The 22,157-nt window shown below is 63.9% G+C and carries 15 protein-coding genes, 1 tRNA gene and 1 pseudogene; 8 read left to right on the forward strand and 9 right to left on the reverse strand.

The features are described from left to right. The first annotated feature begins 7 nt into the window (after nt 1–7). Nucleotides 8–3,211 carry an ATP-dependent DNA helicase gene (locus B9Y86_RS13520; RefSeq protein ID WP_085486971.1) on the forward strand — a complete coding sequence of 1,068 codons (3,204 nt, stop codon included), beginning with the start codon at nt 8–10 and terminating at the stop codon, nt 3,209–3,211. Here the strand turns inward: B9Y86_RS13520 and B9Y86_RS13525 are convergent. After that, a complete protein-coding gene (locus B9Y86_RS13525; protein WP_085486899.1) occupies nt 3,208–4,257 on the reverse strand; it encodes a phosphotransferase in 1,050 nt (349 codons plus the stop codon). The two genes, B9Y86_RS13520 and B9Y86_RS13525, sit on opposite strands and share 4 nt — an antisense overlap. 60 nt (nt 4,258–4,317) lie before the next feature. Between B9Y86_RS13525 and nudC the strand changes: the two genes are divergently transcribed. Further along, nucleotides 4,318–5,280 (forward strand): NAD(+) diphosphatase, encoded by a 963-nt coding sequence (nudC, locus tag B9Y86_RS13530; RefSeq protein WP_085486901.1) that lies wholly within the window; start codon nt 4,318–4,320, stop codon nt 5,278–5,280. Next, entirely contained in the window at nt 5,274–7,004 is a 1,731-nt protein-coding gene (locus B9Y86_RS13535; RefSeq protein WP_085486903.1) for an ATP-dependent helicase, read from the forward strand. Before nudC ends, B9Y86_RS13535 begins: the two co-directional genes overlap by 7 nt. Here the strand turns inward: B9Y86_RS13535 and B9Y86_RS17770 are convergent. Both B9Y86_RS17770 and B9Y86_RS13545 read right to left on the reverse strand, forming a co-directional pair. Further along, nucleotides 6,970–7,761, reverse strand: a pseudogene (locus B9Y86_RS17770) (TOMM precursor leader peptide-binding protein); the annotation flags it as partial. The gene B9Y86_RS13535 and the pseudogene B9Y86_RS17770 overlap by 35 nt on opposite strands. A gap of 78 nt (nt 7,762–7,839) precedes the next feature. Then, on the reverse strand, nt 7,840–9,156 hold the full coding sequence (locus B9Y86_RS13545) for a zinc-dependent metalloprotease (RefSeq protein WP_085486973.1): 1,317 nt from the start codon (nt 9,154–9,156) through the stop codon (nt 7,840–7,842). Between the two features lie 273 nt (nt 9,157–9,429). On the opposite strand from B9Y86_RS13545, the gene B9Y86_RS13550 reads away from it, so the two are divergent. The 3 genes from B9Y86_RS13550 to B9Y86_RS13560 all read left to right on the forward strand — a co-directional run bounded on the left by B9Y86_RS13550 (nt 9,430) and on the right by B9Y86_RS13560 (nt 13,696). Beyond that, nucleotides 9,430–10,539 carry a YlbL family protein gene (locus tag B9Y86_RS13550; RefSeq protein WP_410371843.1) on the forward strand — a complete coding sequence of 370 codons (1,110 nt, stop codon included), beginning with the start codon at nt 9,430–9,432 and terminating at the stop codon, nt 10,537–10,539. A gap of 81 nt (nt 10,540–10,620) precedes the next feature. After that, entirely contained in the window at nt 10,621–13,569 is a 2,949-nt protein-coding gene (locus B9Y86_RS13555) for a UPF0182 family membrane protein (RefSeq protein WP_176223361.1), read from the forward strand. 53 nt (nt 13,570–13,622) lie between these two features. Beyond that, nucleotides 13,623–13,696: transfer RNA gene (locus B9Y86_RS13560), tRNA-Met, on the forward strand. 63 nt (nt 13,697–13,759) lie between these two features. On the opposite strand, the gene B9Y86_RS13565 is transcribed toward B9Y86_RS13560, so the two are convergent. From B9Y86_RS13565 to clpS, 4 genes are all read right to left on the reverse strand, one after another. Then, the gene (locus B9Y86_RS13565) at nt 13,760–14,023 is read right to left on the reverse strand and encodes a glycoside hydrolase family protein (protein WP_139824900.1); all 264 of its coding nucleotides are present in this window, start codon (nt 14,021–14,023) and stop codon (nt 13,760–13,762) included. Between the two features lie 61 nt (nt 14,024–14,084). Next, nucleotides 14,085–14,951 carry a TetR/AcrR family transcriptional regulator gene (locus tag B9Y86_RS13570; protein WP_085486910.1) on the reverse strand — a complete coding sequence of 289 codons (867 nt, stop codon included), beginning with the start codon at nt 14,949–14,951 and terminating at the stop codon, nt 14,085–14,087. 89 nt (nt 14,952–15,040) lie between these two features. Then, nucleotides 15,041–15,544 carry a DUF2017 domain-containing protein gene (locus B9Y86_RS13575; RefSeq protein WP_176223362.1) on the reverse strand — a complete coding sequence of 168 codons (504 nt, stop codon included), beginning with the start codon at nt 15,542–15,544 and terminating at the stop codon, nt 15,041–15,043. Continuing rightward, nucleotides 15,541–15,837, reverse strand: a complete 297-nt coding sequence (clpS, locus tag B9Y86_RS13580; protein ID WP_085486914.1) for an ATP-dependent Clp protease adapter ClpS — start codon at nt 15,835–15,837, stop codon at nt 15,541–15,543. The genes B9Y86_RS13575 and clpS overlap by 4 nt, the downstream gene beginning before the upstream one ends. A gap of 152 nt (nt 15,838–15,989) precedes the next feature. On the opposite strand from clpS, the gene B9Y86_RS13585 reads away from it, so the two are divergent. Continuing rightward, complete coding sequence (locus tag B9Y86_RS13585) at nt 15,990–17,075, forward strand: CPBP family intramembrane glutamic endopeptidase (protein ID WP_085486916.1); 1,086 nt, start codon at nt 15,990–15,992, stop codon at nt 17,073–17,075. A gap of 20 nt (nt 17,076–17,095) precedes the next feature. Here B9Y86_RS13585 and B9Y86_RS13590 read toward each other — a convergent pair whose 3' ends face one another. Further along, complete coding sequence (locus B9Y86_RS13590; RefSeq protein ID WP_085486918.1) at nt 17,096–18,937, reverse strand: coiled-coil domain-containing protein; 1,842 nt, start codon at nt 18,935–18,937, stop codon at nt 17,096–17,098. Between the two features lie 143 nt (nt 18,938–19,080). Further along, nucleotides 19,081–20,058 carry a sugar-binding transcriptional regulator gene (locus B9Y86_RS13595; protein ID WP_085486920.1) on the reverse strand — a complete coding sequence of 326 codons (978 nt, stop codon included), beginning with the start codon at nt 20,056–20,058 and terminating at the stop codon, nt 19,081–19,083. A gap of 112 nt (nt 20,059–20,170) precedes the next feature. On the opposite strand from B9Y86_RS13595, the gene B9Y86_RS13600 reads away from it, so the two are divergent. Further along, complete coding sequence (locus tag B9Y86_RS13600; RefSeq protein WP_085486922.1) at nt 20,171–21,931, forward strand: glycerol-3-phosphate dehydrogenase/oxidase; 1,761 nt, start codon at nt 20,171–20,173, stop codon at nt 21,929–21,931. Nucleotides 21,932–22,157: the final 226 nt, after the last annotated feature.

The raw sequence follows: 22,157 nt of genomic DNA on the forward strand, positions 1-22,157 counted from the left end.
GCTCGAAATGCCCCGACCCACCGACGAACAGTGTGCCGTGATCGAAGCCCCTCTTGTGCCGTCGCTGGTCATTGCCGGTGCCGGAAGCGGCAAGACGGCGACGATGGCGAACAGGGTCGTCTGGTTGCTCGCGAACGGTCAGGTTCAGGTCAACGAAGTTCTCGGACTGACGTTCACTCGTAAAGCGGCCGGCGAGTTGAACACTCGAATCTCGGGGCACATCGACTCGCTGCGACGAGCCGGTCTACTGCCGGCTGCCGCCGGCGAAGGTGCGGTGGGGGGCGACGGCGCTGCGGATTCCCGCGATCTTTTCGACAGGCCTACCGTCTCGACATACAACTCCTTCGGCAACACGATCTTCCGAGACAACGCTTTGCTCGTCGGTCGCGAACCCGAGTCGGTGCTCCTCGGTGAGAATGCCGCGTGGGGCCTGGCCCGAAGGGTACTGCTTGCTGAGGGCGATGACAGGCTTGTGCCGCTCGGAAAGAGCCTCGACCAGCTCGTCGAAGCCGTGCTGTCGCTCAGCTCTGAGCTCAGTGAGAACGTGGTCGACGCGGAGGATGTGTCAGGGCTGGCCGAGAAGTTCTCCTATCTGGTCGATCTTCCTTACACAGAAGGCAAGGCTAAGGCGACGCCTTATGCATCGGTCGGCGCCGCCGTCGAACCCGTCAGCGCACTTCCCCTCCTCGTCGATCTAGCGAGATCGTATGCGCGGCAAAAGCAAGCGAAGGGTTTGGTGGAGTTCTCCGATCAGGTCGCGCTCGCGCTCGAGATCTGCACGCGCAATCCGCAGATCGTCGACGAATATCGCTCGCGCTTCTCCGTGGTGTTGCTCGACGAGTATCAAGACACGTCTGTCGTGCAGACCCGCTTGCTCGCCAGGCTGTTCGGGGGGCATGGCGTCATGGCCGTTGGAGATCCACACCAGTCGATCTACGGCTGGAGGGGTGCGAGCGCCAGCAACCTCGGATGGTTCGGACGCGACTTCGGTTCTGGCGACGTTCCGACCTTTTCTCTGTCGACCAGTTGGCGCAACTCTCGTTCGGTACTCGATGCGGCCAACACCCTTGTCGAGCCGTTGCGCAAAGGGTCCGCCGTCGACGTGTATCGTCTGAAACCTCGCCCCGATGCTCCCGTCGGCAGCGTCGAGTACCGGTTTCTCGAGACGCGCGACGACGAGGCCGAAGCGGTGGCAGAGTGGCTCGCCCAACAGTTCGCGTCACATGCGTCGTCAGCGTCGCACGACTCGGCCAGGCCGTTGTCCGCGGCGATGCTGTTCCGGGTGCGAAGCCACATGGACTTCTTCGCCGCCGCTCTCGATCGCCGAAAAATTCCGTTCCACATCCTCGGCGTCGGCGGGCTTCTGAGCTCGCCCGAGGTCGTCGACGTCGTCAGCGCTCTCCGCGCCACTCACGATCCGGCAGCAGGGTCATCGTTGATCAGGCTTCTCTCTGGGGCCCGATGGAACATCGGCGTCCGCGATCTCAGAGCGCTGACCGAGCTCGCAAGCTGGCTCGCTTCACGAGATTCTTTTCACCGCCCGGTACCAGAAGACGTCACCCGCAGCATGCGCGAGTCGGTGGCGCCTGACGATTCGGCATCGATCGTCGATGCCCTCGACTTCGTTACAGAGCACGTGTCGACTCACCATCAACTCGAGCGCTTCTCGGAGCCGGGCCTCGAACGACTCCGACATGCTGGTCGCACGCTGGCCACGTTCCGAGCCCGCGCAAATCTTCCGCTCATCGATTTCGTGCGCTTCGTCGAGCAGCAGCTGCTTCTCGACGTAGAGCTCGCCGCCAACGAGAGAGTGACGGCGAGCGGCGGCTCGCGGGGAGCGCTCGACGCGTTCCACGACGAGATCGCATCCTTTCTCGCGGGCGACGACGAGGGAACTCTGGGGAGCTTCCTCGCATGGCTTGACCGGGCTGAGAAGAGAGACGACCTGAGCCCCCGAACCGACGAGCCCGAGCCCGGAACCGTGCAGCTGCTCACCATCCATGGATCGAAGGGTCTGGAGTGGGACGTCGTGGCCGTGCCGAGGTTGGTGGCGGATGAGATTCCAGCACAGAGCAAAGAAGGAAAAGGATGGCTCCGTTTCGGAGTGCTGCCATACGAGTTCAGAGGAGACGCCTCATCGCTGCCCTCGCTCGATTGGCGCGGCTTGGCTTCGCAACAGGCATTCGATGGCGCGGTGAAGACTTTTCAGGCCGAGTTGGCAGCGAAGCACCTCGCAGAGGAACGCCGGCTCATCTACGTCGCCGTCACCCGCGCGCGACATTCCCTTTTGCTCACCGGCTCCTTCTGGGCGACCCAGTCGAAACCGCGCTGCGCGTCGACGTTCCTCGCCGAGCTCGAGCAATCCGCGCTCATCGTCGACCTGCCGCAGCACTCGCAACACGAGGAGAACCCGCTTGAAGGAGAGGGCCTCACCGCACGGTGGCCTCTCGATCCCCTGGGGGCCCGGCGTGGCCGCGTCGAGCAGGCCGCCGAGATGGTGCTCGCGCGCATCCAGAGCCCTCAGCCGCTCGCCGCTGGTCGCTGGCAGCGCGACCTCGATCTGCTCTTGGCGGAACGCGACCGACAGATCGAGGAGGCCGGGATCGCACCGGTGCCCAACCGTATCGCCGCCTCACGCTTCAAGGACTACGTGACCGATCCCGAAGCGATCGCACGGTCGCTTCGTCGCCCGATGCCGGAGAAGCCGTTTCGGCAGACACGACTGGGCACCCGGTTTCATGCCTGGGTGGAGAGCCGCTATGGCATGGCCGGCAGTGCGGAATTGATCGACGCCGCGGCAGCAGAGAGCGACCAGGCAACCGACGAGCTGCCCCTCGAGCAGTCTCAACTCGAGAGCCTCAAAGCCACGTTCGAAGCGTCGCCGTGGGCCGACAGGCAGCCACTCGAGGTCGAACTCGAGATCCATTTGGTGCTCGGCACTCAGGTCGTGGTCTGCAAGATCGATGCCATCTTCACCGACGGTGAGCGCTACCAGGTGGTCGACTGGAAGACGGGAAAGGCGCCGAGCACGCCCGACGACCTCGAGGTGAAGCAATTGCAGCTGGCGCTCTACCGCTTGGCCTATGCCAAGTGGAAGGGCATAGACCCCGAACTCATCGACGCCGTGTTCTACTTCGTCGCCGACAACACGGTCATCGCGCCCGAGGAACTCTTCTCTGAGAAGCAGCTCCTCGAGCTCTGGCCGTTCTAGTCTTCGGAGATTCCGCTCACCCGGGTGCTGTCGCGTGCCGACGACGCATCGGTGCGCGGCGTGCGACGCAGCATCTCCTCGACCTCTTCGACCGCCATGATCTGGCCCGTGTCGGTAGACAGCGGGTTCAGCATGTCCGATTCCACGCTCACTGACAGGCCCGCCAGCATCGTCTTGGCATCGGAGATGATCGTCTCGTCGTGCTTCTCGGTGCCGTGCAGCAACCATTTGGCGATCTCGAGCTCGGCATACAACCGCGCACGTTTGCGCAGTTGACGATCGACCGGGGTGCTCCGGCCCAGGTTGTATGCGCCGAAGACGCGGGTGGCCAACTGTTCGCTGGGGGCCGAGCTCAGCCAGAACAGATCCGAGGCGGGGTCACCGACCTGCAGCTGTGACCAGCCCAGGACTCCCGTCACCGAGTCGCTGGCGATGAGGAAGGATTCGGGGGAGAGCGACCCGTGCACGACGGTCGGCTGGAATTGCCAGAGTGCACTGTCTTCGAGTGCGGTCGACCAACGCGCGAGAAGGTCGGAGGGCACGGCACCGGTGGCAGCGGCCCGGTCTTTGGTGATGCGCGCGACGCGAGCGGCGTCGGCTGCCGTCTGCACGGGAAGTCCCGAGTCTGTGACGAGCGATGTGGGTAGCGAGTGAATGGATGCGATGGCGCGGCCGATCGACTCGGCCACCGGATCGGCGGCGTCGAGTTCGGCCAGCACGGCGGGGTTGCCGGGGATGTAGCCGTAGACGATCGCACGCGTATTCGCGACAGGGGTCTGGCCCTCGACGTGGGGAACGTCGAAGGGGAGTCGGCCCCGGAATCCCGCGGTGAGGGCGGTGAGGGCGACGAGGTCGCGCGACTGTTCCGTCTCGGCATCTTGCGAGGTCGGCACGCGAACGATGAGTTCATCGCGGTCGCGCAGGGTGACGACCGCGGAGTCGTAACGTCCGCCCGTTCCTGTGCCGATTGGCCTGGTCGAGACGATGTCAGCCCCGGGAACGGCCGCGGTCGAGAGCGCGGCTAGAGTGAAGTGGGATCTGGCCATATCAACAGGGTAGGGCTGGCATCTTCTAAGCGGTGCGTTCGCCACGCACGATTGGTTCACATGACTTCCACCTTCCTTTCTCACCTGCCTCTATCTCGGCAGGAAATCGACCGCGACCACGAGGCTCGAGCCCGACCCGAACTCTTCGACGAGCTCTGGGCCGATCCGACGACCCGCCTGCTTCCCCTGTGGCGGGGGCGGGCTCTCGCGGGCCCCGACTTCAGCAGCAGGCCGGCTCTGGCGCTTCTTCCCGTCGATCGGGTGCACGATGTCGAACTGCGCGTCTACCTCGGCATATCGCTGTCGACCACGTCTCCCGAACCGGTCGGTACTCGTATCGTGCTCGTCGTCGTGGGCGATGACGAGGCCGAGAGGCTCGAGCCCGACGAAGCCCGCTGGCTGAATCTCAGGGAAGCCGCGACCGTCTTGAGCGATCGCGACGCCGGAGCGTTCGTCGAGGCGCTGGCGATTGCCGGATGGCATGCGTCGCACAGCCACTCGCCCCGAAGCGGAGCGGAGACGATCGTAGAGAAGGGCGGCTGGGTTCGACGTGACGTGGAACTCGGCGTCGAGCTCTTTCCACGCACCGACGCCGCTGTCATCGTGGGCATCGTCGACGCTCGGGACAGAATTCTTCTCGGCTCCAACGCCATGTGGAAGCAGAACCGGTATTCGCTGCTGGCCGGGTTCGTCGAACCGGGGGAGTCATTCGAGGCTGCCGCGCAGCGAGAGGTATTCGAGGAGTCGGGAGTGCGCATCCTCACTCCCCAGTACCTCGGGTCGCAGCCGTGGCCTTTCCCCGCCTCTCTGATGGTCGGTTTCTACGCCCAGGTCGATCCTGCATTCGCAGATGACGCGTTGCGCCCGGATGGCGAAGAGATCCTCGACCTCCGATGGTTCACCCGGGCCGAGATCGCCGATCCCTCCACGGGCGTTGCCCTGCCCGGCCCCTCCTCGATCGCCCATGCCATCCTCGAGCACTGGTACGGGGGGCCGCTGCCCGCCGAGGCCCTGGCATGGTGAGCGCCGGAGCGGTTGCGGACGGAGAGCTCTCAGAGAGAATCCTCGCCGCTCTCGACGATGACCAGCAGATCGCTGCGCGCGCGCTCGTCGGTCCGGTCTGCATCCTTGCCGGCGCAGGAACCGGAAAGACACGGGCGATCACTCACCGGATCGCCTATGGCGTTGCGACGGGCGTCTACTCTCCCAATCGGGTCATGGCGCTCACCTTCACCGCGCGTTCGGCTGCGGAACTGCGAACGAGGTTGCGCCCGCTCGGCGCCGGTGGCGTCTCGGCCCGTACGTTTCACGCCGCGGCACTGTCGCAGCTGAACTATTTCTGGCCCACCGTCGTCGGGGGCGACATGCCGCGAGTGCTCGAGGGTAAGGCTCGGCTGCTGGGTCAGGCCGCAGAGACACTGCGGCTGAAAGTCGATACGGCCAGTCTCCGCGACCTCGCCGCCGAGATCGAATGGCGAAAGGTGTCGAGTCTCGATCTGGATGCCTATGAATTGGCCCTGCGCACGTCGCGTTCGCTGCCGGGCACGCTCACAGTCGACCAGGTGCTCGCCCTGCACCAGAAGTACGAGGACATCAAAGACGAGCGCCGTCAGCTCGACTTCGAGGATGTTCTGCTTGCGACCGCTGGCATGATCGAGCAGGAACCTGCCGTTGCGATGCAGGTGCACGAGCAGTACCGGTTCTTCGTCGTCGATGAATACCAGGACGTCTCGCCGCTGCAGCATCATCTGCTGTCGCTGTGGGTGGGTGGTCGGAGTGACCTCTGTGTCGTCGGTGACGCCAGCCAGACGATCTACTCTTTCGCAGGTGCCCGAAGCGACTACTTGCTCTCGTTCGCTGCGGAGTACGACAACACCACGACGGTGCGTTTGGAACAGAACTACCGCAGCACGCCGGCGATCGTCGACGCGGCCAACCGATTGATGAAGGGACGTTCGGGCGCCTTGTCTCTGCATGCGCTGGGCGAACAGGGAACCGCTCCCGAGGTCACCCCCTATGCATCAGATGTGGCAGAGGCCAGGGGGATTGCGGCAAGGATCGCGCGACTCATCGACGACGGAACTCCGGCAGAGGACATCGCCGTGCTCTACAGAGTGAACGTGCAGGCAGCTGCCCTAGAGACAGCGCTGGCAGACGCGGGAGTCAGCTATCAGATCCGAGGATCGAAGAGATTCTTCGATCTACCCGAAGTGAAACAGGCGGTGATGTCGCTCAGAGCTGCTTCGGTGTCGATCACCGGCGAACCGCTGTTCAAATCGGTGAGCGATGTTCTGCGTTCGCTCGGGTGGAGCCAGGACGCCCCCGAAGCCCGCGGCGCTGTCCGCGACAAGTGGGAGGCACTCAACGCTCTGATGGCCCTGGCCGAGAGCCAACCGGCCTCGACCACCTTCCGCCAGTTCACTGACGAGTTGATGGAGCGTCAGGGGTCGGGGCACGAGCCGACGCTCCGAGCAGTCACCCTCGCGACACTGCACTCCGCCAAGGGCCTCGAGTGGCCCGTGGTCTTCCTCGCCGGCCTGTCGGAGGGACTCGTTCCGATCAGTTACGCCACGACATTCGAGCAGATCGATGAGGAGAGACGGCTTCTTTACGTGGGACTCACCCGCGCGCGCCGCCGACTCGAACTGTCGTACTCGGAGTCGGGGATGGGACGCTCTCAGCAGAGGCAACCGTCGCGTTTTCTGCAGGAGGCACTCCCCGGCATGCACAATCGGCGTGAGGGCTGAACGTCTTCTCTTCGATGTCGCCCGTCTGGCCATCGACGATTCTCGCGCGCGAGCGCAACCGGAGCCTCCTGGATTGCGGAGAATCAGGCCCGAGTCGATCGAGTACCGCGCGGGCCACAATCGGCGTCACGGTCGACACCGTGAGCGTGTCTTCGGTGTGTGCTCGTCGTCCTAGAAGCTGCCCGGCAAGGGCCGGCCAGCTCGGATCGACATCGATTCGGGCGCGTTCGACGCAATGAAGGCACGGACCCGATCCAGGCTCCACCAGTGGTCCGATGCGCACCTCGGAATCACCGAACACCACGGCAAGGTGAGGAATGTCACGTCGAAGCCAGGCGCCGGACTGGCGAGGATCGGTGCTGAAGGTCGACACGATGATCGCCAGATCGGCAGGTGCGCTGCTATCGACGAGTTGGGCTCCCAGACCTGAAAGCACCGAGCGGATGGCGCTCGCGCCCTCCGCAGAACCGGCGACGACGACAGCGAACCCCTCGAGTCCGCGGTTCGAATCGTCATGACGCCGGAGTGCCGGGCGGATTCGCACGAGGAGATCCGCGACGTGTTCGGGCGTGGCGCCGACGGTCTCGCCGATCATGTCGAGCCCCGGCGCGCTGATGCCTTTGCGCAACACGGCCACGAGATGCTCCTCGGCAACGGTCACGTCGTGCAATGTCACGATCGACCGGTCAGCACCGATCTGCATACTCGACGGCGTGCGCCACAGGACGGGATAGCGGGGATCTATCTGCAGAACCATGCAGCGATGATGCCCGATCGGCGGGGCACGCTGTCGAAGTTATGCACAGCCTCGCCCTTGCGGTCGATGCCTTGCTGTTTACTCGCCCTCGCCGCGGAGCAGATCTTCGAGCGCCTGGTCCATCTCGTCGGGCGCGGGCGTTCCAGCCTGCAGTCGAGCCACGAGCGCGGCAGGGTCGTCGATATCGTCGGCGGTTGGAACGAGGTCGGGGTGTGACCAGAGTTCATCGCGCACGTCTGAACCCACGGCGTCGGTCACCGCCTGCCACATCGCGGCTGCCTCGCGAAGGCGTCGCGGACGGAGTTCGAGTCCGATGAGCGTCGAGAATGCGGACTCAGCGGGACCTCCGGTGGCGCGGCGTCTGCGCACCGTCTCTGCGACGGCGTTGCTCGAGGGGAGGCGTTTCGTCGCCTGCGCGGTGACGACGTCGACCCAGCCTTCGATGAGCGCGAGCATGGTTTCGAGACGGGTAAGGGCGTGCTGCTGAGCGTCGGTCTTCGGCGGAATAAGCGCTCCCGAGACGACAGCCTGGCGAAGCTCCTCGGGGTTCGAGGGATCGAATCCCTCCGCGAGTTCCTCGAGACGCTCGGTGTCGATTCGGATTCCCCGCGCGAATTCCGTGATCGAGGTGATGAGGTGCAGTCGCAGCCACTTGGCGTGCCGGAAGAGTCGGGCATGGGCCAACTCTCGAACAGCGAGGTAGAGCTGAACCTGATCGAGGGGGATGTCGAGGCCGTCGCTGAACGTCGCTATGTTCTGTGGCAGCAGTGCGGCCGTCTGATCTTCGAAGAGCGGGATGCCCACATCGCCGCCCGACACGACCTCGGTCGAGAGCTGGCCGACGACCTGGCCGAGCTGCACGGCGAAGAGTGCACCTCCGAGGTTGCGCATGAGCTTGGACGCTCCGGCGAGCATGCCCGCCATCTCTTCCGGAGCCTGATCCTTCAACACAGCTGTCAGAGCATCGGCGATGCTCAGCGCGACGGGTTCGGCGAGCTGGCTCCAGACGGGCATCGTCTCGGTCGTCCACTGCTGGCGGGTCAGATAGGCGGGGGGCAGAGCCAGCTCGGTGACACTCGTGACCTCGTCGAGCCAGAGCGCTGCGATGTGAAGAGCCCCGTCTAGTTCGGTGCGCTGCGCGTCGGTGACGCTGAGTGATGATTGCCCAGCGAACTCGTTCGCCTGCTTCGTGGCGACCTGCCAGTCGATTCCATCGCCCGTCGTGCGCATCGCGTTCTGCAGCTGCTGCATGAGCTGCTGCACGGCCGCGGGATCCGAGGGGAGTCCCGCCGCGCTCGCAAGTTTGGCCGGGTCCATCTCGGAGTTGCCCTCGAGGAAGCTCCGCAGCATGTCGCGGAAGTCGTCCTCCGGCTCCTTCGGTGTGTCATCGCTCATGGCAGGAAACCTCTTTCGCATGACAGTCGGCGCGGACCCGGTGTGCTCCATGCCTGCTGTCAGAATTGATCTCTACGCTATCCCGTGGCTGATCGGCCTTGCTGGGATTTCCCATAGGCTGGGGCCTCCGGCCGTGCGCCCGTGGCGAACAATCCCCATCGGGCTCCGCCCCCATCTGATTTCCACCCTTCGTCGAGGAGACACGTGAGCCTGTTCGGTGCGAATGACGCAGACCGCCTCGACGATACGGATGCGCGGGCGGGCGTGCCCTTCGTGCTCCGCTCACCCGAGGAGATCGCTACCGAGCGTCGCGCTGCACGTCGTCGGACAACGGGCTGGACCGTCCTGGTCCTCGCGCTCGTGCTCGGCCTCGTTATGAGTTTCCTTCCGACTCCCTATGTCATCGAGCAGCCGGGCCCCGTGTTCGACACTCTCGGCTCTCAGACGGTGGAGGGCAAGGACACCCCGCTGATCTCTATCGACGGGGAGACCACGTATCCGACCTCGGGCACCCTCGACATGCTCACGGTCTCGGTTGTCGGCACTCCGAAGCAGACCCCGTCGTGGGCCGAGGTCGTGCAGGCGTATTTCGACAGCAGCAAGGCCGTTGTGCCGCTCGAAGCCGTCTATCCTCCCGACGTCACGACAGAACAGCGTGACGAGCAGAACGCCGCTTTGATGGTCGACAGCCAGCAGGAGGCGATAGCGGCTGCGCTCAGCAGCCTCGGCTACGACTTCACGACCAGCGTCAGCGTCGGAAGCGTGGCGAAGGATTCGCCCGCCGAAGGCGAACTCGAGACCGGCGACATCGTGACGAGTGTCAACGGCCAGGCCGTCGGCTCCATCGACCAACTCCGGGCGGCCGTTGCGGCGAACGGCGTCGACAAGCCAGCCATCGTCGACGTGACGCGCGCTGGCACGCCCGTAGAGGCATCCATCACCCCGATCACGAGCGGTGACACATCGGTCTTGGGAATCGGCGTGCAGTCCAACTTCGATTTCCCGTTCGATGTGAAGATCCAGCTCGACAACGTCGGTGGCCCGAGCGCCGGCATGATGTTCGCGCTCGGAATCATCGACAAGCTCAGAGATGGCGAGTTGAACGGCGGTCAGAAGGTGGCCGGCACGGGAACGATCTCGGCAGACGGCACCGTCGGTCCGATCGGCGGTATCCGCCAGAAACTCTTCGGCGCGCGTGACGCCGGAGCCGATTGGTTTCTGGCTCCAGCGTCGAATTGCGACGAGGTCACGGGGCACGTGCCTGACGGCATCCGAGTCTTCGCGGTGGCGACCCTCGACGATTCGCTGAATGCCCTGAAGGCGATCTCGAGCGGCACCGGTCTCGACGCACTGCCCACCTGCGACGCGAGCGCCGCCAAGTAGTCGGCCCCTGGCCGTGGAGTAGGCCGTGTTCTCCCGTGGCGCAACTGTCGCCTGGGCACTTCTCAGCATGCCTTGTCTAGGATGGACAGACACCGCACCGCTGTAAAGAGGCCCCCACACGTGACTTCCCAAACCGCCGAGAAGCCCATCAGAAGATCCCGAGCACCCCTGGCGATCACCATCGCCATCGTCGTCGCCCTGGCAATCGCATTCTTCGCTTTCTCCAATCTCTACACCGAGATCCTCTGGTACGACCAGCTCGGGTTCCTCGATGTGCTGACCACGCAATGGACTGCGGGCGGGGTGATGTTCCTCGTCGGATTCCTGGCCATGGCGGTTCCCGTCTGGGCATCCATCGAGATCGCGTTCCGCTGGCGTCCCGTCTACGCGAAACTCAACTCGCAACTCGACCGCTATCAGCAGGTCGTTGAGCCGCTTCGACGCCTCGCCTCCATCGCCATCCCCGTTGTGCTCGGCATCTTCGCGGGTGTCGCCACGGCCTCGCGCTGGCAGCTGACCCTCATGTGGCTGAACAGAACTCCCACGGGCCAGACCGACCCGCAGTTCGGTCTCGACATCTCGTTCTTCCTCTACGACCTTCCGTTCTTCCGTGGCGTCGTCGGGTTCGCTTCCGCCGTCATCCTCGTTGCGGGAATCGCCGCCCTTGCCACCAGCTACCTCTACGGAGCGATTCGTGTGGCCGGCCGCGAGGTGCGAATCTCCAAGACAGCGCGCATCCAGATCGCGATTCTGGCCGCGCTGTACCTCGCCGTTCAGGCCGCCAGCATCTGGCTCGACCAGTACGCCACGGCCACGAATGGCACCGGCAAGCTCATCACAGGGGCGACCTACGCCGATGTCAACGGCACCATCCCGGGCCTTTCGATCCTGGCCGGTATCGCTGGCATCGTGGCGCTGCTGTTCATCGTTGCCGCGGTCATCGGTCGCTGGCGTCTGCCGATCATCGGCACGGTGCTGCTCATCGTCTCGAGCCTCATCCTCGGCTCGCTCTACCCGTGGGTCGTTCAGCGCTTCCAGGTCGACCCGTCCGAGCGTTCGCTCGAGTCGGAGTACATCCAGCGCAACATCGACTCCACCCGCGACGCCTACGGCGTCTCCGGCGTAGAAGAGACCGAATACGACGCCACGACCGACGCGACCGCAGGTGCGCTGCGACAGGATGCGGTCACGACCGCGAACATCCGCATCATCGACCCGGCTCTCGTCTCCGACACCTACAAGCAGCTCGAGCAGTTCCGCCAGTACTACCAGTTCCCGCAGTACCTCGATGTCGATCGCTACAACATCAACGGCACCGTGCAAGATGCGGTGACCACCGTTCGCGATCTGAACCTCGACGGCCTCGGCACGTCGAACACCTGGTACAACCAGCACATCGTCTACACCCACGGCTACGGACTCGTCGCGGCGTTCGGCAACCAGCGCTCTGTCGACGGGCAGCCCGTCTTCCTCGAGTCGGGCATTCCGACCACAGGCGAGCTCGGTCAGTACGAGCCGCGAGTGTACTTCGGCGAAACGTCGCCCGACTACTCCATCGTCGGAGGGCCAGAAGGCGGCCCGAAGAACGAGCTCGATTACCCGTCGGGCGAAGAGGGTGCGCAGCAGACCTACACCACGTTCACCGGAGACGGTGGACCGAAGCTCGACAACATCTTCAACAAGCTCGTCTATGCCTTGAAGTTCCAGTCGGAGCAGATCTTCCTGTCAGACGGTGTGACCGACCAGTCGCAGATTCTCTACGACCGTGACCCGGCGAAGCGAGTCGCGAAGGTCGCGCCCTATCTGACGATGGACTCCGATCCTTACGCCTCTGTCGTCGACGGCAAGGTCGTCTGGATCGTCGACGGCTACACCACGAGCGCGAACTATCCGTATTCGCGCACGGAGAGCCTCTCCGATGTGATCGCCGACACGTATCAGCCCCGGCCGGCGTTCGCTGTCGATGACATCAACTACATCCGCAACTCGGTCAAGGCCACGGTCGACGCTTACGACGGCAAGGTCACCCTGTATGCCTGGGACGACACCGATCCGCTGCTCAAGACCTGGCAGAAGATCTTCCCGTCGACGCTCAAGCCGATGAGCGAGATGAGCGGCGACCTTCTGAGCCACGTGCGCTATCCGGCCGACCTGTTCAAGGTGCAGCGCGCGATCCTCGGCGAGTACCACGTGACAGACGCCGGTTCGTTCTACTCCAAGCAGGATGCCTGGACCACTCCGAACGACCCCACCGCCCCGTCGAATAGCCCGAGTCTGCAACCGCCGTACTACTTGACGCTGCAGATGCCCGGTCAGGAGGCACCGTCGTACTCGCTCTACTCGACCTTCATTCCCGTGTCGACCGGTGAGGGCAGTCGAAACGTCTTGAACGGATATCTGGCTGTCGACTCGAACGCCGGCTCAGAAGACGGCAAAGTCTCGGCCGACTACGGCAAGCTCAGGCTGCTGACGTTACCGAAGGACGACACCGTGCCCGGCCCAGGTCAGGTGCAGAACAACTTCACCACCGACCCGACCGTGTCGCAGGCGCTCAACCTGCTGAGACAGGGTGAGACCCAGGTCAAGAGTGGAAACCTGTTGACCCTCCCGGTCGGTGGCGGACTCCTCTACGTGCAGCCGGTCTACGTTCAGTCCAAGGGCGGCACCAGCTACCCGCTTCTGCAGAAGATCCTCGTCGCTTTCGGTGACAAGATCGCGTTCGAAGACACCTTGGATGCGGCACTTGACGAGCTGTTCGGTGGAGACTCCGGCGCGGTTGCCGGCGACGAGTCCGTTCCCGTCACTGATGGCGGCCAGGCGCCCGACAATTCGGCGGGCACGCAGCCGAATACCGGAACGGGTACACCGACGACAGACACCGGCGGTCTGACCCAGGCGTTGAAAGATGCCAAGGCAGCGCTCGATGAGCGTGACACCGCGATGAAGGCAGGCGATTGGGCTGCGTACGGTGCTGCCGACGCCAAGCTCAAGGCCGCCCTCGACCGCGCGTTGTCGGCGCAGGGGCAATAAGCCCGGCCCGGTGGTCCGAACCGCTCCCACCCTGTGTTAGTCTTAACAGGTAGCGCGGGGTGGAGCAGTTCGGTAGCTCGCTGGGCTCATAACCCAGAGGTCGCAGGTTCAAATCCTGTCCCCGCAACAGAAGTACGAAAGCCTCAGACGAAAGTCTGAGGCTTTCGTCGTTTAACGTCTCTGCTCGCTCTTACTCTCGCTCCGTGGGAACGATGTGCCAGCCTGTCTTGCCTGAGATGAGGATTCGTAATTCATCGCGCGCGAGCAGGGCTTCTGCGTGGCCCTTCCAGTGCCACACGGTGAGCACGAGTGGATGCAGCGGATCGGCGTCGTCGACATGCACCTCGAGCGTGGTGTCTGAGGTGGGCCTGAGATAGGCCGAACCATCGTCGTCGATCTCGAGCGGAAAACGAAATGTTGAGCCGAGCATGATCAGAGCCTCTCTCTGAGTCATGCGGGCATCGGCTCGCATTTGGGAGATCATCGTCGACCGTTGACCGTGTGGGGGAGACAGATCACGGTGCGTCGACGGCCGCCGAACGGCCTCCTGTCGTGCGGCCGAGCTCCTCCAGGCAGGAGCAGATCGTGCTCGGGTCGAAGTCGGGATCTGGAACGAGGAACTGATCGAAGATGGCGAGGAAGCCGATCGCCGACGGCGCCCATTCCGTGGGCTCATCGGTGAGAGTCGGCGGGCCGACGTAGAAGTTGTCCGTCACGGCGGGGTTCGACAAGTGACGCACCGCGAGGCCTTCTACAATCGACGAGCCGAGCACGGCGTACAGGGTGTATCCGCCGGCGAAGTCGTCGCGTAGCTTGAATCCGAGCAGACATGTCAGGGCCTCGTGGAATGCGGCCATCTGGGCAATGAATCGGTCGCTGCCTTGCCGAAGCGTTTCGGCGACACGGCGCAGCGCCTCGTTGCCATCGTCGACGAGAAGCGCTGCCGACGTCGCGAGAAACGACTGCCACGCCGCCGAGTCGATCGTGCTGTAGAAATTCTGCTCGAGGACGACTCTGATGGCCTCACGTATGAGACGGAGCCTCCCCGCTTCGGACGAGTGCAGGTCGGGTCGAGACGAAATGAGGTCTATAGCGGTGCGGAGCGCGTGATCGTCGCTGAGCTCGTCTGAGAAACGACTCGCGGCCTCGTTGAGCAGATCGCCGACGAACATCTCTTTCGAATGCCAGATGCGATAGACGGAGCTCCGGGAGACACCAGCAGCCGTGATCACCTCGTCCATCTGAAGACCGGGAAAGCCCAGGCTCATGCCTCCTTTGCCGACCGAGGCGATCGCAGCGTCGAGCATACGACGCCGGATCTGCTCTGAGGTCATGCGGGTCGACCGGATTCCGTTCAGCGACTCGCCATACTCGACTGCCATGAATTCTCCTGAAGTTCGTTTCCGCCCTACAGTCTCTCTGTCTTGACGCCGCGGCTGTAATGCGCGATGGGACACCGAGTCTCAATGGTTCAGGAGAGCTCGACCTCCAGCGTGTTGATCAGGGTCTCCTGCACGAACCCCACCCACCTGTAGACGTCGAGCAGATAGCGGTCTCGATCGGCCGGCTGAAGCTCGTCATCGTCGTGCTCGATACCCAGATCGGCGGCGATCGTGAGCCGGATGTCGGTGAGGCATCGCAGCCAGGCCTGTGATGCAGCCGCATCCAGCCTCACCGGATTGCCCGATACGCGCGCGGATAGAAGAGCGTCGATCACCGACTGGGCGTTGCTCACCTTGCCTTCGATGAGACCATCTGAAGTGAAGCGACGGAACTCGGCATCGTCCTCGCCGCCATCGCCATACGCTGCGGGCAGGAGTCTGTCAATGGCCCGTGATCCAGGTGAGTGAGGCTCGACTCCGGAGGTGTCGGTGAGGAGCTCCTGCACGTCGGTAGCGAGCTTGACCAGGATGTCGGTCTCGACATGCTCGAACGAGGCAGTGATGACGTCGCCTTCTCGGGTGAACGGGGTCACGAGTCGACTCTCTGCAGCGTCGCCCAGAGGCCGAAGCCGTGCATGGCTTCGACGTGCCGTTCCATCTCCTCGCGCGTGCCCGTGGCTACGACGGCTCGACCCTCGGTGTGCACCTGCAGCATTCTGCGCTCGGCCTCGGCCTTCGAGAATCCGAAGTAGCTGCGAAAGACGTAGGAGACGTACGACATGAGATTGACCGGGTCGTTCCACACGAGCGTTATCCATGGAGCGCCCAGCGATAGTCGCTCATCGAGTTCTACGTCGAGGTCGATCGCATCGAGAGTTTTGGGCACAGCGACAAGCCTGTCACATCAGTGGTGTCGCCCAGCTCTCTCCCTCGCAAGGGGGAGTAGCGCGCATCGGGTCAATCGTGCGGCGGATGTGCGGGAGTACACGACGTTCATACTCTGAGACGCACGATCAGGTGTCGAGCAAGGAGTCGTAAATGAGCAACGCATCGCAGGATCCCACGCCGGTGCTGGCGAGTCCGCCCATCGCCGTGGTGCCGGCCACAGCATCCGATATTCGGTTGGCGAAGGCAGAGGCGCAGCGGGCCAAGAACATCAGACGGGGGCCGGTGTATCCGACGTCTGTCTCCTGGCCTGCGGTTCTGTCCTTCGCGGCGATCTCGTGCGGTCTCGGCTGGCTGGTGCAGCTTCCCATCTGGTTCTCCGGTGAGGGCCTGTCGGATTCACGTTTTATGCTCACCACGCTCGCGATGATGTACACGCCGACGATTGCCGCCCTCGTCTGTGTGCTGTTCATCAGGAGGCCGGCGAGTATCCCGCGCCTGCTCGGGCTCTCGCCGCTGCGTCCGATCGGACGAACACTTCTGTTCTGCGCCCTGGCGTTCGTCGGTGTCCCGGTCCTTGCTTTCCTCGCGATGCTGTTGGGTAGTGCTCTCGGTTTGATCCGGCTCGACTTCGTGTCGTACTCCGGCCTCGACGCAGCCATGGCCGCGGCGGGTCAAAACGTTCCTGGGTTGTCGATCGAGATGATCGTGCTGATCAACGTCGTGACGCTGCCGATCGCGATCGTGAGTTCGTCGTTTGCCGCCTTCGGCGAGGAGCTCGGCTGGCGAGGATGGCTGCTGCCGAACCTGCGGCCGCTCGGCACGTGGCCTGCCCTGCTCATCACCGGAGTCATCTGGGGCGTGTGGCATTCGCCGATCATCCTGCTCGGCTACAACTACGGCCGCACCGACCTGGTGGGAGTGGCGCTCATGACAGCATGGTGTGTGCTTCTCGGCATCATCTTCGGCTGGCTTCGTCTGCGCACGGCGTCTGTTTGGCCTGCCGTGATCGCCCACGGCGCCATCAACGCGGCGACCACGACCTGGCTGGTCACGTTCTCAGACGCGCATCCGGGGGAGAATGCCGTCTGGGGAACGATCCTCGGAGTTCCTGGGGCAATCGTGCTGGTCGGTCTGATCGTTGCTCTGACCGTTTCCGGTCAGCTGCGCAAGCAGCCGCAACCCGGTCTCCGACTCGACGAGAGCAGTGGCGAGGCGGCTTCGCCTAGAGCGTCGTGAGCCGCCCCGGTCGCCCCGAGCTATTGAGCGTCGACAGGCACATCGACATCAGCATCAGCATCGACATCGTCGAGTGCGTTGAGCACTCGCACGGCCGCGTCGTTTGCGCCGATCGCGTACTCATTCGTCTCTGACTCGTCGACGAGCTCTTCCGTCGCAATCTGTTCGATACGACTGATCTTCTGCTCGAGCGCCTGCGTCGTCGACTGCACGAACTCGACCAGTCGCTCGTCGGGGGCGTTGTCCTCGGTCCAGTCGCCGACGACGTCGGCGCTCGCCAGAGCGGCCACGGTCAGGCGAAGCCGGTTCTCCCATTCGCCGCGCTGGGCGGTGACGCCGTCGAGCTCCTCGATCGCCGCATCGCGCTGGGCGGCGCTGCGGTCGCGTTCCTCACGCAGTGCAGTGATCTCGGCGCGGCTCTCTTCGAGATCGGATGCCGTCTGCTCGGCCCGAGCGATAGCGTCGGCCAGGTCGCTCCGCACCTCGGAGAGCGCCGTGCCAGTGTCTATGGAGTCTGCCTGCGTGTCGGAAGCCAAGGCCTCCTTCTCTGCGATCAGTTCCGACGTCTGCCGCTCGTGGCTGGCGCTCAGTTCCGCGATCTGCTGCTCGTGTGCGCTGGTCAGTTCGTCTACCTGAGCGTCATGCGCGGCCTTCAAGTCGGCGATCTGCTGCTGGTGGGCCTCATCGATGGTCTCGAGTTGCGTGGTGTGCTCTGCGGCAAGCGCGGTGACGTCTGTCGTGCGGGTGCCCTCCAGCTCGGCGATCTGAGACTCCAGTCGTGCCGTGAGCTCGGCGACCTGCGCGTCGCGTTGGGCGCGAAGTTCGGCGAGCTCCGCCGTGAGCGACGCCACCTCGGTCTCCCGCTGCGCGTGAAGCCCGGCGATCGTGGCGTCTCGCTCGCTGCGGAGCGTCGCGACCTCGTTCTCCCGCTGGCTCGACACTGCTGCGACCTCGGAAGTCAGCTTGGCTCGGAGCTCCGCCACCTCTGCGTCGTGGTTCTGCTGCAGCGTCGCCAGTTGAGCGTCGTGCTGGGTCGTCAACGAGAGCAGCTCGTTCTCGCGCTGCTGGTGCAAGGCGGCAACCTGCGCGTCGCGCTCGTTCGTCAGCGCCGAAAGTTCTGCTTCGCGCTGTTGGTGAGCGGAACTGACCTCGGTGTCACGCTGCGTGGTGAGGGCTGTCACCTCGGCCGTCAAGCGAGCCGAAAGCTCCGCTACCTCGGCGGTACGCTGATCGTTCAGAGCGGACACCTCGTGCTCGCGCTGCTGGTGCAAGGCCGCCACCTCGCTCTCGCGCTGCTGGTGCAGGGCTGCCACCTCGGCCTCGCGCTGCGCGGTGAGGGCTGTTACCTGGCTCTGCAGTTCTGCCCGGAGCCGCTCGACCTCTGCCTCGGCATTCTCGGCGCGAGCGGTCTGTGTGGTCAGCTGCTGCTGCAGGTCGTCGGCATGCGCCCGAGACTCGGCCAGTTGTGCCGAGACGTCCGCCAGGTGTGCTTCGGCGTTGATTCGTGCTTCGTCGCGCGCCTGGCGATCCTCGATCACGCTGTCGAGGTGTAGACGGATGATCTCGAGTGGATCTTCTGTGGTCTCGAGTGTCGAAATCGGTTCGAGGTCGGGTTGAACGTAGGCAGGCTTGGCCGTGGGGTCGATGAGGTGGTGGCTGAAGAGTTCTTCGGTGACAGGGCGGTAGCGCGCCTGAAAGTCCTCCGACCCGATCTTGACGGCGGCATCGATGAGCCTGACGGCGAAGCGATCACGACCCGAGAGCACAAGTGGCTGTTCGGTCTTGGACACGGCGGAAGAATCGACTTTCTCCCGGTTCTCGTCGGAATTCTGAGGTTCGGGGGAGAGGGCATCGAAAGTCATGGAACTCCTTCGGCATTCGGATCGATCGAATACCGTCGCTGTGGTCGGGCAGGCCGTTTTTTAGGATACCGGGCCACGGGGGTGCATGGGGTCAGGAAGAGAAACCGACCGCCGGCATCCGGAGCGTGGGCGAGCGCAGTCGATTACGCCGCATCATCGGTCAGCAGATGTGCCGTGGGCTCATCGATGATCAGGTCGGTGATGAGGCCTGCGGCCAGGGCGCCCCGAAGGGCTGGCAACTTCGACTTGCCGCTCACCACGCAGACACGCCGGGCTACGCGCGACACGAGTTCGAGGCTGGGGCCACTCGTGCGCGAGTTCATGGGGATGTCGGTCGACGACCCATCGGCTCGGTAGAACACGGTGGCGACGTCACCGACGACATCCGATCGAGTGAGGGATGCATAGTCGGACTCGTCGAGGTAGCCGCCGATATAGACGTGGCTGGGCACATCGGCGAATGGCGAACCGAGGCCGAAGAGGGCTATATCCATTCTCTTCTGGATATCGAGTACGCGTCTGATCGCTCGTTCGCGCCACATCGCCTGCTTGGTTGCAGCGTCGTCGAAGAACGCGGGAACGGGAAACTGCTGCACAGCGGCGCCGAACGCGACTCCGAAGCGGGTCATGATCTCGCTCGCGTACACGATGCCGGTCGTCTGGAAGTTCGCGGCCCCGTTGAGCTGCACGAGCGTCGTGTTGTGTGTCACTTTTTCGGGGAGGTGACGGCTCACTGCGCTGATTGTCGATCCCCAGGCGACTCCGATCGTCATGTTGGAATCGACGAACGGGGTGAGAATGCGTGCAGCCGACACGGCCACACGTTCGAGGCGATCGACCTCGTTCGTCGACGCGGGCACGGGCACGATGTGGGCGGTGACGCCGTAGCGCTCGCGCATCCGCTGCTGAGATGTCGAGACCCGCTCTGCCGGCGACTTGACCTGGATCTCGACGAGGCCCGTCTCCCGCGCAAAACTCAGCAGGCGTGAGACCGACGAGCGCGAGGTGTGCAACTCGTGAGCAATAGCCTCCATGGTTATGTCCTGGAGGTAGTAGAGCTGAGCAGCGCGCAAGGCGTCGCGCGATTTCTCTGCGTGCTGGTCCGCGGAAGCGATGGTCATGTGACCATACTCCCACGGACTGCACGTCTGTGCATATCGCTTGAACAATTGTGTACAGATGTCGAGACTTGATGGGTAATCAAGAACTTACTTACACGAAGGCGAGTACACAGTGAGTGCACCAGTCGTTTCCCCATCCAGCGCCGCAGAGCTTCGGCCCGACGTCGCGGGCCTCGTCGCGCAGCCACGAGCGCAGGTGCTCGTGATCGGCGGAGGCATCAACGGAATCGCGACGTTCCGTGACCTGGCGCTGCAGGGGGTCGATGTGATCCTCGTCGAGCGCAGCGACTACTGCTCAGGTGCTTCGGCCGCGTCGAGCCACATGATCCACGGTGGCGTGCGCTACCTCGAGAACGGCGAATTCCGACTCGTGCGCGAGTCCGTGCAGGAGCGTAACCGTCTGTTGCGGCTTGCCCCGCACTACGTGAAGCCGCTGCCCACGACGATCCCCATCTTCTCGACATTCTCGGGCATCGTCTCTGCACCTCTGCGCTTCCTCACGCACAAGCAGGGCAAGCCGAAGGAGCGCGGCGCGCTGCTCATCAAGCTCGGGCTGCTCGGCTACGACTCGTTCTCGCGCGACGGCGGTTCCGTGCCTCGTCACCAGTTCGCCGGTCGCAAGAAGTCGCTCGAGAAGCTTCCCCAGCTCCGCCCTGACGTGAAGTACACGGCGACCTACTTCGACGCTGCCGTCGAAAACCCCGAGCGTCTGGCTCTCGACCTGGTCGAGGATGCCCGCGCGGTGGGCTCGAATGCTCGCAGTGCAAACTACGTCGAGGCCATCGGTGTGTCGGGCAATGACGTTCTTCTGCGAGACACGGTCTCCGGTCGCGAGTTCACTGTCGCGGCCGACGTCGTCGTCAACACCACCGGCCCGTGGACGGATCTCACGAACGAGGCCCTCGGGATGCCGAGTACTTTTATGGGCGGAACCAAGGGCTCTCACATCGTGCTCGACAACCCCGCCCTCTACAAGGCGTGCGCCGGCGGTGAGGTCTTCTTCGAGAACAATGACGGCCGTATCGTGCTGATCTATCCGCTCAACGGTCGAGTACTCGTCGGAACCACGGACCTCGAGGCCGACATCACCCAGCCCGCGGTGTGCACTGAAGAAGAGGTCGACTATTTCTTCAAGCTCGTGTCGCACGTTTTCCCACGAATCCCTGTCGACCGATCGCAGATCGTGTATCGCTATTCGGGCATCCGGCCGCTGCCCAAGCATGACGACACGGCGCCCGGATTCGTCTCTCGTGACTACCGCATCGAACCGTCGCGACTCGGCGGAACAAAGATTCCGATGCTGAGCCTCGTCGGCGGCAAGTGGACGACGTTCCGCGCTCTCTCCGAGCACCTCACCAATGAGACGCTCGAGCTGATCGGTCGCACGCGCAGCGTCAGCACCGAGAAGCTCGCCATCGGCGGCGGCGTCGGATTCCCGAGCACCGCCCAGGCGACCGATACCTGGGTCTCGGCACACGCATCCGATGTCGGCGCCGAGCGTGCCCGCGCCCTGTTGGCACGGTATGGAACGAAGGCCGACAAGGTCATCGATGCCCTGAGCGCCGCAGACGAGGACAAGCAGCTCACCCATGTGTCGGGATTCTCGGCTGCAGAGATCGCCTATCTGGTCGAGAACGAGTTCGTCGTGCACCTCACCGATCTTGTTCTGCGTCGCACGATCCTCGCGTTCGTAGGTGAGCTCGACCAGGGCGCATTCGACGAGCTCAGCTCTCTCGTCGCGGATGCGCTGGGCTGGTCTGCAGCGCAGGTCGCCGTCGAGCGTGCGGCTGCTGTGCGCGACCTCGCCTTGTTCCACGGGCTGGAACTCGATGCCGCTCAGACGCCCATCGCTGCTGCGGTCGTCACCGACTGACGGAGCAGAGTCTGAACAGACGTGCAGGCGAATCGGTTGATTGCATCGACAACGGATCGCTAGCGTCAATGAGGGGTCGGCGTTGTGACGGCCCCTCAGTTTTATCGAAGTGACGTCGATGTCACGTGAAGGAAGGTCAATGTGGACAATCTTGGGGTTGTATTTCTTGCGGAGTTGGTAGGCACTGCCCTGCTGGTTCTGCTCGGTTGTGGTGTTGTCGCCAACG

It is taken from the genome of Agreia pratensis, from assembly GCF_900177685.1.
Lineage (GTDB): Bacteria > Actinomycetota > Actinomycetes > Actinomycetales > Microbacteriaceae > Agreia > Agreia pratensis.

What these genes read in the sequence shown, in the direction of transcription:
- B9Y86_RS13535 (WP_085486903.1), top strand. Translation starts at nt 5,274, where the DNA reads ATGGTGAGCGCCGGAGCGGTTGCGGACGGAGAGCTCTCAGAGAGAATC.
- B9Y86_RS13565 (WP_139824900.1), bottom strand. Translation starts at nt 14,023, where the DNA reads ATGACTCAGAGAGAGGCTCTGATCATGCTCGGCTCAACATTTCGTTTT.
- B9Y86_RS13545 (WP_085486973.1), bottom strand. Translation starts at nt 9,156, where the DNA reads ATGAGCGATGACACACCGAAGGAGCCGGAGGACGACTTCCGCGACATG.
- nudC (WP_085486901.1), top strand. Translation starts at nt 4,318, where the DNA reads ATGACTTCCACCTTCCTTTCTCACCTGCCTCTATCTCGGCAGGAAATC.
- B9Y86_RS13570 (WP_085486910.1), bottom strand. Translation starts at nt 14,951, where the DNA reads ATGGCAGTCGAGTATGGCGAGTCGCTGAACGGAATCCGGTCGACCCGC.
- B9Y86_RS13595 (WP_085486920.1), bottom strand. Translation starts at nt 20,058, where the DNA reads ATGACCATCGCTTCCGCGGACCAGCACGCAGAGAAATCGCGCGACGCC.
- B9Y86_RS13520 (WP_085486971.1), top strand. Translation starts at nt 8, where the DNA reads ATGCCCCGACCCACCGACGAACAGTGTGCCGTGATCGAAGCCCCTCTT.
- B9Y86_RS13525 (WP_085486899.1), bottom strand. Translation starts at nt 4,257, where the DNA reads ATGGCCAGATCCCACTTCACTCTAGCCGCGCTCTCGACCGCGGCCGTT.
- B9Y86_RS13585 (WP_085486916.1), top strand. Translation starts at nt 15,990, where the DNA reads ATGAGCAACGCATCGCAGGATCCCACGCCGGTGCTGGCGAGTCCGCCC.
- B9Y86_RS13590 (WP_085486918.1), bottom strand. Translation starts at nt 18,937, where the DNA reads ATGACTTTCGATGCCCTCTCCCCCGAACCTCAGAATTCCGACGAGAAC.
- B9Y86_RS13555 (WP_176223361.1), top strand. Translation starts at nt 10,621, where the DNA reads ATGGACAGACACCGCACCGCTGTAAAGAGGCCCCCACACGTGACTTCC.